Source organism: Paracoccus litorisediminis (genome assembly GCF_009711205.1).
Classification (GTDB): Bacteria; Pseudomonadota; Alphaproteobacteria; order Rhodobacterales; family Rhodobacteraceae; genus Paracoccus; species Paracoccus litorisediminis.
The window spans coordinates 754,518-768,179 of sequence record NZ_WMIG01000001.1; the positions used below are offsets into that span (position 1 = coordinate 754,518).

At 64.8% G+C, this 13,662-nt stretch carries 16 protein-coding genes; 11 read left to right on the forward strand and 5 right to left on the reverse strand.

Features of this window, described 5'->3' with window-relative positions; all coding sequences use genetic code 11:
• Positions 1 to 8 precede the first annotated feature (8 nt).
• Genes GL300_RS03825 through lpdA form a run of 3 tightly spaced genes read left to right on the forward strand, consistent with a single transcriptional unit; the run spans position 9 to position 3,332 of the window.
• Positions 9 to 1,256 (forward strand): MFS transporter, encoded by a 1,248-nt coding sequence (locus GL300_RS03825; protein ID WP_155038220.1) that lies wholly within the window; start codon positions 9 to 11, stop codon positions 1,254 to 1,256.
• Positions 1,257 to 1,310: 54 nt separating this feature from the next.
• Positions 1,311 to 1,898, forward strand: a complete 588-nt coding sequence (locus GL300_RS03830; RefSeq protein WP_155038221.1) for a DUF924 family protein — start codon at positions 1,311 to 1,313, stop codon at positions 1,896 to 1,898.
• 42 nt (positions 1,899 to 1,940) lie between these two features.
• Positions 1,941 to 3,332, forward strand: a complete 1,392-nt coding sequence (lpdA, locus tag GL300_RS03835) for a dihydrolipoyl dehydrogenase (protein ID WP_155038222.1) — start codon at positions 1,941 to 1,943, stop codon at positions 3,330 to 3,332.
• A 109-nt stretch (positions 3,333 to 3,441) separates the two neighbouring features.
• Here the strand turns inward: lpdA and GL300_RS03840 are convergent, their stop codons facing one another.
• From GL300_RS03840 to GL300_RS03860, 5 genes are all read right to left on the reverse strand, one after another.
• Complete coding sequence (locus GL300_RS03840; RefSeq protein WP_155038223.1) at positions 3,442 to 4,611, reverse strand: M20 aminoacylase family protein; 1,170 nt, start codon at positions 4,609 to 4,611, stop codon at positions 3,442 to 3,444.
• Positions 4,612 to 4,674: 63 nt separating this feature from the next.
• Positions 4,675 to 6,018 (reverse strand): NAD(P)/FAD-dependent oxidoreductase, encoded by a 1,344-nt coding sequence (locus tag GL300_RS03845; RefSeq protein ID WP_155038224.1) that lies wholly within the window; start codon positions 6,016 to 6,018, stop codon positions 4,675 to 4,677.
• A gap of 10 nt (positions 6,019 to 6,028) precedes the next feature.
• The gene (locus GL300_RS03850; protein ID WP_155038225.1) at positions 6,029 to 6,694 is read right to left on the reverse strand and encodes a thiamine diphosphokinase; all 666 of its coding nucleotides are present in this window, start codon (positions 6,692 to 6,694) and stop codon (positions 6,029 to 6,031) included.
• Entirely contained in the window at positions 6,691 to 6,903 is a 213-nt protein-coding gene (locus tag GL300_RS03855) for a DUF2842 domain-containing protein (RefSeq protein ID WP_155038226.1), read from the reverse strand. The genes GL300_RS03850 and GL300_RS03855 overlap by 4 nt, the downstream gene beginning before the upstream one ends.
• A gap of 1 nt (position 6,904) precedes the next feature.
• Positions 6,905 to 8,197 (reverse strand): adenylosuccinate synthase, encoded by a 1,293-nt coding sequence (locus tag GL300_RS03860; RefSeq protein ID WP_155038227.1) that lies wholly within the window; start codon positions 8,195 to 8,197, stop codon positions 6,905 to 6,907.
• Positions 8,198 to 8,395: 198 nt separating this feature from the next.
• Between GL300_RS03860 and GL300_RS03865 the strand changes: the two genes are divergently transcribed.
• The 8 genes from GL300_RS03865 to GL300_RS03900 all read left to right on the forward strand — a co-directional run bounded on the left by GL300_RS03865 (position 8,396) and on the right by GL300_RS03900 (position 13,650).
• The gene (locus GL300_RS03865; RefSeq protein ID WP_246195067.1) at positions 8,396 to 9,202 is read left to right on the forward strand and encodes an urease accessory protein UreD; all 807 of its coding nucleotides are present in this window, start codon (positions 8,396 to 8,398) and stop codon (positions 9,200 to 9,202) included.
• A gap of 16 nt (positions 9,203 to 9,218) precedes the next feature.
• Complete coding sequence (locus tag GL300_RS03870; protein ID WP_155038229.1) at positions 9,219 to 9,521, forward strand: urease subunit gamma; 303 nt, start codon at positions 9,219 to 9,221, stop codon at positions 9,519 to 9,521.
• 9 nt (positions 9,522 to 9,530) lie between these two features.
• Positions 9,531 to 10,079: a HupE/UreJ family protein gene (locus GL300_RS03875; RefSeq protein WP_155038230.1), complete on the forward strand. Its 549-nt coding sequence runs from the start codon at positions 9,531 to 9,533 to the stop codon at positions 10,077 to 10,079.
• Complete coding sequence (locus GL300_RS03880; protein ID WP_155038231.1) at positions 10,076 to 10,384, forward strand: urease subunit beta; 309 nt, start codon at positions 10,076 to 10,078, stop codon at positions 10,382 to 10,384. The genes GL300_RS03875 and GL300_RS03880 overlap by 4 nt, the downstream gene beginning before the upstream one ends.
• Positions 10,385 to 10,407: 23 nt before the next feature.
• Positions 10,408 to 11,223, forward strand: a complete 816-nt coding sequence (locus tag GL300_RS03885) for a cyclase family protein (RefSeq protein ID WP_155038232.1) — start codon at positions 10,408 to 10,410, stop codon at positions 11,221 to 11,223.
• Positions 11,223 to 11,621, forward strand: a complete 399-nt coding sequence (locus GL300_RS03890) for a carboxymuconolactone decarboxylase family protein (RefSeq protein ID WP_155038233.1) — start codon at positions 11,223 to 11,225, stop codon at positions 11,619 to 11,621. Before GL300_RS03885 ends, GL300_RS03890 begins: the two co-directional genes overlap by 1 nt.
• Positions 11,622 to 13,322: an urease subunit alpha gene (gene ureC, locus GL300_RS03895; protein ID WP_155038234.1), complete on the forward strand. Its 1,701-nt coding sequence runs from the start codon at positions 11,622 to 11,624 to the stop codon at positions 13,320 to 13,322.
• A 109-nt stretch (positions 13,323 to 13,431) separates the two neighbouring features.
• The gene (locus GL300_RS03900) at positions 13,432 to 13,650 is read left to right on the forward strand and encodes a YjiS-like domain-containing protein (RefSeq protein WP_155038235.1); all 219 of its coding nucleotides are present in this window, start codon (positions 13,432 to 13,434) and stop codon (positions 13,648 to 13,650) included.
• Positions 13,651 to 13,662 lie beyond the last annotated feature (12 nt).

The window sequence follows — 13,662 nt, forward strand, 5'->3', positions numbered from 1 at the left end:
ATTTCGACATGCTGACCGTGCTGCGAACCACATGGCCCCTGCTTCTTGGCATCCTGCTGCTGATGGTCGGCAACGGGATGCAGGGCACATTGCTGGGCATCCGCGGCGCGATCGAAGGCATCAGCACCACCCAGATGTCGGTGGTCATGTCGACCTATTTCGGCGGCTTCCTGCTGGGCTCGCGCTTGGTGCCGGGGATGATCCAGAAGGTCGGTCATGTCCGCGTCTTTGCCGCGCTGGCCTCGATGATCTCGTCGGTGCTGATCCTTTACGCGGTCTGGCCGCACTGGATCTTCTGGGCGGTGCTGCGGCTGTCGATCGGCTTCTGCTTCTCGGGGGTCTACATCACCTCGGAAAGCTGGCTGAATGCCAGCGCCAGCAATCAAACCCGCGGTCAGGCGCTGTCGGCCTATATGATCGTGCAGATGCTGGGCATCATCACGGCGCAGCTTCTGATGAATATCAGCGATCCGGCGGGCTACATGCTGTTCGTCATCCCCTCGGTTCTGGTCAGCTTCTCGTTCCTGCCGATCCTGCTGTCGCGCCAACCCGCGCCGCAATTCGCATCGATCCAAAGGATGTCCTTCGCCCGGCTGTTCCAGGTCTCTCCGCTGGGCTGCATCGGCATGTTCCTGATGGGCGGGGTGTTCTCGGCCATCTTCGGCATGGCCTCGGTCTGGGGTTCGCTCAAGGGGCTGACCGTGACCGAGATATCGGCCTTTGTCGCCGCGATCTACATGGGCGGGCTGGTGCTGCAATATCCGGTCGGCTGGTTCTCGGACCATAACGACCGGCGGATGATCGTGATGGTGCTGTCGCTGGTCGGGCTGATCGTCAGCTTCGTCACGCTTTACGTGCAGCCGGGCATCTGGGGCCTGCTGCTGACGGCGGCGCTGATCGGGGGCGTCGCGAACCCGGTCTATTCGCTGCTGATCGCTTATACCAACGACTTTCTGGACAACCGGGACATGGCCGCCGCCTCGGCGGGGCTGCTGTTCATCAACGGCGTCGGCGCGATCACCGGGCCGCTGATCACCGGCTGGTTGATGTCGCAACTGGGGCCGGAGGGCTTCTGGGTCTATATCGGCTTCCTGCTGACCCTGCTGACGATTTACGCGGGTTGGCGCATGTTGCGCCGCGCGGCCCCGGCCATGGACCAGAACTTTGCGGTCATCGCCCCCTCGGCCACCACCGTCGCGATCGAGGCCGCGCTGGAAAACGCTGGCCCGGACGAGGCGCAGAAACCCGCCACGTGACCTTGCGGCCCGGCCCGGCCAATGCAACCATCCCCGCAAATATGGAGGGATGGCATGACCCAAAACATCGCAACCCCGGACCAGATCGTCCGGTTCTGGCTGGATGAGGTCGGCGCTCAAGGCTGGTACACGCGTTCGGACACACTCGATCAAACCATCCGCGACCGCTTCATGGCGACATGGGAACAGGCGGCAACGCTGACCCCGGACTGGACCGGAACCGCCGAAGGTACGCTGGCCGCGCTGATCCTGACCGACCAGTTCCCGCGCAACATGTTCCGCGAGGATCCCCGCGCCTTTGCCACCGACGCCCTCGCCTGCGCCATCGCGGATGCAGCCATTGCCAACGGGTTCGATCTGCAGATCCAGCCACCCGCCCGGCAGTTCTTCTACCTGCCCTTCGAGCATTCCGAGGATCTGGCCGATCAGGACCGCGCGGTCGCGCTTTTCGCCGAGTTCATGCCCGGCGAGAATGTGCACCATGCCGAACTGCACCGCGACACCATCGCCCGTTTCGGCCGCTTCCCGTGGCGCAATGCGGCGCTGGGGCGCGATCCGACACCGGCGGAAATGCACGTGATGCAGGCAGGCGGCTATGGCGCGCTGGTCTCGGGCAAGCTGTCGCTTGCCGATCTCGAGTAAATGGTTTAACGCTCAACTATCTTTTTCCAGAGGGGGAATTCCATGGCGCAATCCTTCGACATGGTGGTGATCGGCTCGGGTCCGGGCGGTTATGTCTGCGCCATCCGCGGAGCCCAGCTTGGCCTGAAGGTCGCAGTGATCGAGCGCGAGCATCTGGGCGGCATCTGCCTGAACTGGGGCTGCATCCCGACCAAGGCACTGCTGCGCTCGGCCGAGGTCTTCCACCTGATGCACCGCGCCAAGGAATTCGGCCTGTCCGCAGGCAATATCGGCTATGACCTGCCCGCCGTCGTCCAGCGTTCGCGCGGTGTGGCGAAACAGCTGGCCAGCGGCGTCGGCCACCTGCTGAAAAAGAACAAGGTCACCGTGATCATGGGCGAGGCGACGCTGGCCGCCCCCGGCAAGATCACCGTCAAGACCGACAAAGGCACCGAGGAAGTCACCGGCAAGTCCATCGTGCTGGCCACCGGCGCGCGTGCCCGCGAATTGCCGGGACTTGAGCCCGATGGCGATCTGGTCTGGAACTACAAGCACGCCCTGAACCCACCGCGGATGCCCGGCAAGCTGCTGGTCATCGGCTCGGGCGCAATCGGCATCGAATTCGCCAGCTTCTTCAACACGCTTGGCGCCGATACCACGGTGGTCGAAGTGATGGACCGTGTGCTGCCCGTCGAGGATGCGGAAATCTCGGCTTTGGCGAAGAAGCAATTCGTCAAGCAGGGCATGAAGATCATGGAAAAGGCCACGGTCAAGAAGCTTGACCGCGCCAAGGGCAAAGTCACCGCCCATATCGAGATCGGCGGCAAGACCGAGACGCATGACTTCGACACCGTCATTTCCGCCGTCGGCATCGTCGGCAATGTCGAAAACCTTGGCCTCGAGAAACTGGGCGCGAAAATCGACCGCACCCATGTCGTGACCGATGAATATTGCCGCACCGGCGTCGAGGGACTTTTCGCCATCGGTGACGTCGCCGGCGCGCCCTGGCTTGCGCATAAGGCCAGCCATGAAGGCGTCATGGTCGCCGAACTGATCGCGGGCCAACACCCGCACCCGATCAAGCCGAACTCGATCCCCGGCTGCACCTATTGCAACCCGCAGGTCGCCTCTGTCGGTCTGACCGAGGAAAAGGCCAAGGCCGAAGGTTACGACATCAAGGTCGGCCGCTTCCCCTTCGTCGGCAATGGCAAAGCCATCGCCCTTGGCGAACCGGAAGGTCTGGTCAAAACCATCTTCGACGCGAAAACCGGCGAGCTGCTGGGTGCCCATATGGTCGGCGCCGAAGTCACCGAACTGATCCAGGGCTATGTGATCGGCCGCACGCTGGAAACCACCGAGGCCGAGCTGATGGAGACGGTCTTCCCGCACCCGACCCTGTCCGAGATGATGCACGAATCCGTGCTGTCGGCTTACGGACGCACCATCCACTTCTGACGCGAAAAGGGGGCCGCAACGCCCCCTTTCTTCGTTTTGGAAATACCCCACGGGGGTCCGGGGGTGTGAAACCCCCGGCACTATGGCCGGGGTCCAAAGCCCCCAGCGCTCAGGCCGAAAGCGGCATCCGCGCCTCGACCATACCCGCATACCAACTCGACCCGGCCGGGATCGCATCATCGTCGAAATCATAGGCGGCGTGATGCAACATGGCGGTGTCGCCATTCCCGACAAAGATATAGGCGCCGGGACGGGTGTTCAGCATGTAGCTGAAATCCTCGCCCGCCATCAGCGGGGCCAGATCCATGTCCACCCCGCCCGCGATCTGGCGCGCCACCTCGGCGGCATGCTGCGCCGACGTGGGATCGTTCATCGTCACCGGATAGCCACGCTCATATTCGACATGCGCCTGCGCGCCAAAGGCCGCGGCGACATTTTCGGCCACGCGCTTGATGCCTTCCTCAAGTTGGTCGCGCACGCCGGGATCAAGGCTCCGTGCCGTGCCCTTCAGCTTCACCACCTGCGGGATCACGTTATGCGCCGTCGAATCCGTCTCGACCACGCAGACCGAGACCACGCCGCTTTTCAGCGGATCGATATTGCGCGAGACGATAGATTGCAGCGCCACGATGATCTGGGCCGAAACCAGCGTGGTGTCGATCGTCTCATGGGGTTTCGCCGCATGGCCGCCCCGGCCCGTCACGATAATGTCGAACTGGTCGGCGGCAGCCATCATCGCGCCCTCGCGGATGGCAAAGCTGCCGGTCGGCAGGCCCGGCATATTGTGCATGCCATAGAATTCCTGAATGCCCCAGCGATCCGCCAGCCCGTCCTGGATCATGGCAAGGCCACCGCCGCCACCCTCTTCGGCGGGTTGAAAGATCACCACGGCGGTGCCGTCGAAATTCCGCGTCTCGGACAGGTATTTCGCCGCCCCCAGCAACATCGCGGTATGGCCGTCATGACCACAGGCATGCATGATACCCGGCGTTTTCGAGGCATAATCCGCCCCGGTGATCTCGGTGATCGGCAAGGCATCCATGTCGGCGCGCAGCCCGATCACGCGGCCCTGCGTGTCGCGATTGCCCTTGATGACGCCCACGACGCCGGTCCGGCCAATACCCTCGACCACCTCATCGATGCCAAAGCCACGCAGCAATTCGGCCACCTTGCCTGCCGTGCGATGAACCTCATAAAGCAGCTCGGGATTTTCGTGGAAATCCCGTCTCCATGCGGTGATCTCGGGCAGAAGTTCGGCGAAACGGTTCTTGACGGGCATATGACATCTCCTTCGCTGGAAGCTTGGCGGTTTTGCCAAGCCGCCGCAAGGGCTGCCACCCGCTCAGATCGAGGGGCCAAGCTCGATCTTCGATCCGTCTGAAAAACGGGCAAAGCGGAAGCGGGTCAGATCATGGCCCACGGGCTTGCCCAGCATCAGATCGGCCATGACGCGGCCAATGCCCGGCCCGATGCCGAAACCATGCCCGGACAGGCCCGTCGCGATGAAAAAGCCGGGAATCCGGCTTTGGTCCAGAATCGGAACCTGATCCGGCGTCACGTCGATCATCCCCGCCCATGCGCGGGCGATGCCCGGCTTGCCCAGTTTCGGGAAGGCGGACGCGAAATCGCTGCGCAGACGCTCGATCCGGGCCATGTTTGGGGCGGGGTCCAGCACACGCATCCGCTCAAACGGCGACACGTCGTCTGGCCCCCAGCGCCGGGCCGTGCCCCATGCGTCGGGAAAGCCTTTCGGGGCGGCAGGGCTAAGACGGGTATGGCTCAGGTCACGCCGGATCTGCGGCAGGAACGCCCGCAGATTGCGGAAGGCCGCCGGGCCGATCCAGAAGTCATGGCCAATGCCCGGAGCCAGCGTGTAGCCGCCATCCGCCCGCCGCCGAAAGGCAAATCCCGCATCCGCCGCGTTTCCGGCATGGAAATCCGGCATCTCCTCGGTCGCGGCAACCGTCGCGCGGACCGATAGCTGCGGAAACCACAGCCCGGCATTGCCCGCGAACAGCGACGACCATGCGCCCCCGGCCAGCAGCACCAAGGGCGCGGCGATCCTGCCCTTTTCGGTCACCACGCCCGAGATCCGCCCGCCCGAGGTCTCGACCCCGCGCACGGCGCAATCCTCGCAGATGGTCACACCCGCATCAGCGGCCAGTCCGGCAATGGCGGGAACAGCGCTCCAGGGCTCGGCGCGGGCATCGCTGGGCGTGGTCAGCGCGCCGACCCAGCCCGCAGCATTGGGCAGGATCTGGTCAAGCTCGGCCCGGCCCAGCAGGTGCGTGTCCAGCCCATGCGCGCGGGCATGGGGCAGCCAGCTTTCATAGCTGGCCAGATCGACTTCGGAGGCCGCCAGATAGGTGGTGCCGGTGCGGCGCAGGCTGACCGCCTCGCCCAGCCGCTGGTCCAAGCCCTGCCACAGGCGCAAGGCCTCGACCATGATCGGCAATTCGCCCGGATCGCGGCCCTGCTGGCGCACCCAGCCCCAGTTGCGAGAGCTTTGCTCGCCCGCGATGCGGCCCTTTTCGCACAGGGTCACGCGCTGCCCGGCCTCGGCCAGATATAGCGCGGTCATCACCCCGGCGATGCCACCGCCAATGATGACGACATCGGCCTGTGCGGGCGGAGTTGCGGGAAAGCGCGCGGGCGCTGCGAGGGTAATCGGGCCACCGGTTTTCATGGCCCAAGGCTTAGCGGGCGCTCTGTCCTTCGGCAAGAACCGCCGCAAGAAGGTCCAGAGATTTGCGCGGCAGGATCAACAGCATCGCACCGTCGGTTTCGATCACCACCGGACCCGTCGCCTCGTTCGAGGTCCCGACCCGGCCCATTGGCGCAAACTCAAGCCCGTCGATTGGCCAGCGCAACCCGGTCGAGCGGCCCGTCGCCTGCCCCATCGGGAACAGCGACACCCGTGTCCCCGGAGCAAGATCCAGCGCGATCCGGGGCGGACATAGTGCGATCACGTCATCCCCGGCGATCAAAATGCAAGGCGGGCCGATGCGGCGAGAAAGCACGTTCAGCGCGGCCAGAAAATGGTCTTGCCGCGCGCCAGAAAAACCCACCGCCAGAACAAGCGGCGCGTCGATCCGTATCAGGCATTTTTCGAAGTCGGTGCTGTCCTGTTCCGCAATGTGATGCAGGCGATCCGCCGGAATTGCCTTATGGGCAGCATCGGACAGGGAATCGAAATCGCCAAAGACCGCCTCGGGGGTCAAGCCATGGGCCAGCGCGCGATCCGCACCGCCATCGGCGGCGGCGATCACCGGGGCCAAAGCCCGCGCTGCATCAATATCCGCCTGCGAAAACGGGCCGCCGCCGATCAAGGTGACCGGCAGGCGGCTGGCAAGGACGGTCATTCGCCCTTGCCGATGCCGGTGAAGACCCGGCGAAAGGGCAGGATCCACAGGATGCCCAACCCGATATAGACCGCCAGCTCGACAATGATCGGCTGGCGCCCAAAGGCGCGATCCATCCAGTTCACCAGCGTCACGGCCACCACGATATACAGTGGCAGGCCGATCAGCAGGATCACCAAGGACCAGCGTTTGCGCGCCTTCAGGTTCATCTCAGTCCGCGAAGGGATCGGTGACAAGGATGGTATCGTCACGCTCGGGCGAGGTCGAGAGCAGCGCCACCGGGCACTGGATCAGTTCCTCGATGCGACGGACATACTTGATGGCATTCGCCGGCAGATCGGCCCAGCTGCGCGCACCTTGGGTCGATTCCGACCAGCCGTCCATTTCCTCATAGATCGGCGTCACACGCGATTGCAGCGCGGCGGCGGTCGGCAGGTGGTCGTAACGCACGCCGTCGATCTCGTAGCCGGTGCAGATCTTGATGGTCTCGAACCCGTCCATCACGTCCAGCTTGGTCAGCGCGATGCCGTTCACACCGGAAATGGCGCAGGTCTGGCGGACCAGAACCGCATCGAACCAACCGCAGCGGCGCTTGCGCCCGGTGACGGTGCCGAATTCATGGCCACGTTCGCCCAGACGTTGGCCATCGGCATCCTCCAGCTCGGTCGGGAAGGGGCCTTCGCCGACGCGGGTGGTGTAGGCCTTGACGATGCCCAGAACGAAGCCGATGGCGCTGGGGCCCATGCCGGTCCCGGAAGCGGCCATGCCCGACATGGTGGTCGAGGAGGTCACATAGGGATAGGTGCCGAAATCGATGTCCAGCAGGCTGCCTTGCGCGCCTTCGAACAGGATACGTTTGCCCGCCTTGCGGTAGTCGTTCATCACCTTCCAGACCGGTTGCGCGTATTGCAGCAGACGGGGGGCGATTTCCAACAGCTTGGCGCGCAGCTCGGCCCGGTCGATCGGGGTCGCGCCAAGGCCCTGACGCAGCGCGTCGTGATGCGCCAGCAGGCGGTCAAGGCGGGAATCCAGCGTTTCCTCATCGCCCAGATCGGCGACGCGGATGGTGCGGCGGCCGACCTTATCCTCATAGGCCGGGCCGATGCCGCGACCGGTCGTGCCGATTTTCGAGGCACCGGCAGCGGCTTCGCGCAGCTGGTCCAGATCCTGATGCAGCGGCAGGATCAGCGGAGTGTTTTCCGCGATCATCAGGTTCTCGGGGCCGATTTCGACGCCCTGAGCCTCAAGTTTCGCGATTTCGGTGAACAGCGCCCAGGGGTCCAGCACGACGCCGTTGCCGATGACCGCCATCTTGCCCTTGCGCACGATGCCCGAGGGCAGCAGCGACAGTTTGAAGACCGTTTCGCCGATGACCAAGGTGTGGCCCGCGTTATGGCCCCCCTGGAAACGCGCGATCACGTCAGCGCGTTCGGACAGCCAGTCAACGATCTTGCCCTTGCCTTCGTCGCCCCATTGCGCGCCGACGACCACCACATTGGCCATATTGGATCCCTTCCGCGGTCATGAAATGCCGCTGATGGTATAGACATTGAAGGCGCTGGATTAAAGCGCAATTACCCCTGCGCATTTTTTGGGCGAACTGCCGGATTTTTGGCCGGTCGAAAGAGATGAGATGGCCAACCGCGCCGCTCCATTGCGAATTCGTCGCGGCTTTGCCCATGGTTCAGGCAAGAGGCCATGATGCTGCACCAGAACATGTCACCCGTATTGCCCCGCGCCCAAGGCACGCTTCGTGCCGGATTCGCGCATTCGCGCGGCGCGACCCGGATTGCGCGGCTGCATCAGGCGGGCAGCGCCAAGGCCATGCTGCCCCCCGCCCCCGGCTGCGAGATGGTGCTGCTGAACACCTCGGGCGGGCTGACCGGCGGCGACCGCATGCAGATCGCGGTGACGCAGGATGCCAACACGCAGCTGACGGTGACGACGCAGACGGCGGAGCGCGCCTATCGCTCAACCACCGGACGGGCGCGGGTCGAAGCCCGGTTCGAGGTCGCGGACGCAGCGCATCTTGACCTGCTGCCGCAGGAAACCATCCTGTTCGACCGCGCAGCGCTCATGCGGCAGCAGGAGATCGCTTTGATCGGCAGCGCCACCTGTCTGTGGGTGGAAACCCTGATCCTTGGCCGCGCCGCGATGGGCGAAACCGTCCGCACGCTGGACCTGACCGACCGCCGCCGGGTGACCCGCGATGGCCACCCGGTTTTTATCGAGAACCTGCGGCTGGATGATGCGGCGCTGGCAGGCGACAACCCCGCCACGCTGGCCGGATGTCGCGCTTTTGCGACGCTGGTGCTGGTCGCCCCCGACGCCGCTGACCGCCTCGCGCCCGCCCGTGCGGCCTTGGGCCCCGACGGTGCTGCCAGTGCCTTTGACGGCAAGCTGGTGGCGCGACTGATGGCTGATGACGGCTGGCCGCTGCGGCAGGCCCTGATGCGGCTGATCCGGGCGGTCCGCCCCGGTCCCCTGCCCCGCGTCTGGCAAAATTGAACCTGATGAGGACAAGATGAACCTGAGCCCCCGCGAAAAGGAAAAGCTGCTGGTCTCGGTCGCCGCAATGGTGGCGCGGGGTCGGCTGGCGCGCGGCGTCAAGCTGAACCACCCCGAGGCCATCGCGCTGATCACCGATTTCGTGGTCGAAGGCGCGCGGGACGGACGCTCGGTCGCCGATCTGATGGAGGCAGGCGCCCATGTCATCACCCGCGAGGACTGCATGTCCGGCATCCCCGAGATGATCCATTCCGTGCAGGTCGAGGCGACATTCCCCGACGGCACGAAACTTGTCACCGTCCACGACCCGATCCGCTGAGAGGCCATGATGAAACGTATCCTTCCCTTGCTTCTGATGCCCACGGCGGCCCTTGCCCATCCCGGCGCGCATGGCCATGCCGCCCCCTTCACCGAGGGCTGGATGCACCCCTTGGGCGGCACCGATCATGTGCTGGCGATGGTCGCGGTGGGGCTTTGGGCCGCGACCGCATCCGACCGCCGCGGCGTCTGGGCGCTGCCCCTGGCCTTTGTCGCGGCGATGCTGGCGGGCGGGGCGATGGGCGCTGCCGGTATCGGCCTGCCTGCGGTCGAGCCGATGATCCTTGCCTCATCCATCCTTCTTGGCCTTGCCGTCGCGCTGGCGCTGCGTCCGTCGCTGGGTTTTGCCTTGCCGGTGGTGGCGCTCTTCGGGCTGTTCCATGGCCATGCCCATGGGGTCGAAGGTCCGGCGACCGGGCCACTGGCCTATGCGGCGGGCTTTGCGCTGGCGACCGGCGGCTTGCATCTGGCGGGGATCGGTCTGGGTCGTCTGGGCGGCGCACGCGTCCTTGGCGCGGTCACGGCGGCGGCGGGCGTCGCCTTGGCGGTGATGCCATGATCCCCGGCGAGGTCTTCCCTGCCGAGGGCGAGATTACCCTGAACGAGGGCGTCGAGGCGATCACCCTGATGGTCGCCAATACCGGCGACCGCCCGGTTCAGGTAGGCAGCCATTACCATTTCGCCGAAACCAATCCGGGTCTCAGCTTCGACCGCGATGCGGCGCGAGGGATGCGGCTTGACATAGCGGCAGGCACTGCCGTCCGCTTCGAGCCGGGCCAGAAGCGCGAGGTCCGGCTGATTCCCATTTCCGGGGCGCGCGCGATCTGGGGTTTCAACGGTCAGGTCATGGGTCCGCTGGACTGACCTGCCAAGGGAGGGAACGGACGATGTGCAATGCCTGCGTGATCGAACATGTCAAGGAAACCATGCTAAGCCGGCGCAGCCTGTTCATGGGCGCGGCGGCCTCGGGTGCGGCGGCGATTGCCGCCAGCGCGATCAGCGCCCGGCCCGCGATGGCTCAGGCCAGCGGCAAGGTCGTCGACCTGACCTATGTCTTTGACGAGAAGTTCCCGACCTTCGACGGCGCGCCCGGCATTGCCTATGAAGAGGCGGTCAACTTCGACAAGTCAGGCTACCAATTGTGGAAGCTGACGATCGTCGAACATTCCGGCACCCATATCGACGCGCCGCTGCATTTCTCCAAGGACGGGATGTCGGTCGACCAGATCCCGGCGGAAAGCCTGATCTGCCCGCTTTGCGTGATCGACATCTCTGCCAAGGCCAAGGACGACGCCAATGCCGCCCTTGAGGCCGAGGACGTACAGGCATGGGTTTCCGCCAATGGCGATATCCCGAAAGGGGCCTGCATCGCCATGAATTCCGGCTGGGGGGCCAAGGTCGCCACGCCCGAATTCCGCAATACGCCCGATGGCAAATTCGCCTTTCCGGGCTTTGGTAAATCCGCGACCGACCTCTTGGCCGAAATGGGCGTGGCGGCGATTGCCAGCGACAGCCTGTCGCTCGATCCCGGCAATTCGCCGGATTTCGCGGTGCATAACTCGTGGCTGCCCGGTGGCCGCTACGGGATCGAGAACCTTGCCAATGTCGACCAGCTTCCCGCCAAGGGGGCCACGATCTTTGTCGGCGCGCCGAAACATGCCCGTGGCACTGGTGGCCCGGCCCGTATTCTGGCGATGGTCTGATGGCGACCGTTCCGCTGCTTGCCGATGGCGAGGCGCCGCCCGAAAGCCTCGCGGTCTTTGACGAGATCCGCGAGGCGCGCGGCACCGATTACGTCAATAATTTCTGGCGCGCGCTGGCCCATGACCCGGCGCTTTTGCGCGCGACCTGGGAACGCGCGGCGCATGTGATGGCGCCGGGCGCGCTGCATCCGCTGGTCAAGGAGCTGGTCTATATCGCCGTCTCGACCGCCAATGGCTGCACCTATTGCGTCCATTCCCACACGGCCGCCGCCCGCGCCAAGGGCATGACCCCCGAACAGCATACCGAGCTGCTGGCCGTGATCGCCATGGCCAGCCAGACCAATGCCTTGGCCACCGCGCTTGCCGTGCCGGTGGATGACCGCTTTCAGGAGAACTAGATGGCCCTGACCATTTCCCGCGCCGAATATGCCCAGATGTACGGTCCCACCACCGGCGACCGTGTCCGCTTGGGCGACACCGAAATCATCATCGAGGTCGAACGCGACCTGACCTCCTATGGCGAAGAGGTGAAATTCGGCGGCGGGAAGGTCATCCGCGACGGCATGGGCCAGTCCCAGATCAGCCGCGCGGGCGGGTCGATGGACACGGTCATCACCAATGCGCTGATCCTTGATCATTCCGGCATCTACAAGGCCGATATCGGGCTGCGCGACGGGCGCATCGCCGGGATCGGCAAGGCCGGCAACCCCGACACCCAGCCCGGTGTCACCCTGATCATCGGGCCGGGCACGGAAATCATCGCCAGCGAGGGCCGCATCGTCACCGCCGGCGGTATGGACGCGCATATCCATTTCATCTGCCCCCAGCAGGTCGAGGACGCGATTTCCTCGGGCATGACGACGATGCTGGGCGGCGGAACCGGTCCGGCGCATGGCACGCTGGCGACCACTTGCACCCCCGGCCCGTGGCATATCGGGCGGATGCTGATGGCGATGGATTCAGTGCCGGTGAACATGCTGATCTCGGCCAAGGGCAATGCCTCGCGTCCCGAGGCGCTTGAGGAAATGGTCCGTGCCGGGGCCTCGACCCTGAAACTGCATGAGGATTGGGGCACCACCCCCGCCGCCATCGACTGCTGCCTGACGGTCGCCGATGCGATGGATGTGCAGGTCACCATCCATACCGACACGCTGAACGAATCCGGCTTCGTCGAAAACACCCTTGCCGCGATCAAGGGCCGCACCATCCACGCCTTCCATACCGAGGGCGCGGGCGGCGGTCATGCCCCCGACATCATCCGTCTGGTCGGCGCACCGAATGTCATCCCCAGTTCCACCAACCCGACCCGCCCCTTCACCGCGAATACGCTGGAAGAGCATCTGGATATGCTGATGGTCTGCCATCACCTCGACAAGCGCGTCCCCGAGGACGTGGCCTTCGCCGAATCCCGCATCCGCCGCGAGACCATCGCCGCCGAGGATATCCTGCATGACATGGGGGCGTTTTCGGTGATCTCCTCGGACAGTCAGGCCATGGGCCGGGTGGGCGAGGTCATCACCCGGACATGGCAGACCGCGCATAAGATGAAGGTCCAGCGTGGGCGGCTGGCCGATGAGACCGGCCAGAACGACAATATCCGCGCCCGCCGCTACGTCGCGAAATACACGATCAACCCCGCCATCGCCCATGGCATCGCGCATGAGATCGGCTCTATCGAGCCCGGCAAGCGCGCCGATCTGGTGATCTGGGACCCGGCCATGTTTGGCGCCAAGCCCGAGATGGTGCTGGTCGGCGGCATGATCTCATGGGCGCAGATGGGCGACCCGAACGGCTCGATCCCGGTTCAGCCGATGTATATGCGGCCGATGTGGGGCGCGATGGGACGGGCGATGCAGGCATCAAGCGTGACCTTTGTCAGTCAGGCGGGGCTGGATGCCGGCTGCGCCGACAGCATGCTGAAAGGCGCGGTCGCCGTGCGCGGCACCCGTGGCATCGGCAAGGCCGACATGATGCTGAACGCCACCACGCCCGTGATCGAGGTCGATCCCGAAACCTATGAGGTCCGCGCAAATGGCGAATTGCTGACCTGCCAGCCCGCGACCGAGCTGCCTCTGGCGCAGCGCTACTTCCTTTACTGACCATTGCTGCAACGCAGCATTGCAAAAACCGCCATAGTTGAGACAGCAGATATGACCTATAGTCATCCTCATGGGAGGAAACCGTTCGCCAACACCGGAAGGGTTTCCAATGGCTATCCAATCGACCGAATTCGCCCCGTCGCTTCGCGCCCGCGTGGATGCAATCTTTGCCCGCATCGGTCAGGGCATGACCAACTATGCCGACCGCCGCTCGCGCCGCCGCGAGATCGAGGCGCTCGAAGCTCTGTCGGACAAAGAACTGGCCGATATGGGCATCGCGCGCGACCGGATCGTGCATTACGTCTTCCGCGACATGGTCTGGCTGTAAGCCACGCCCGGA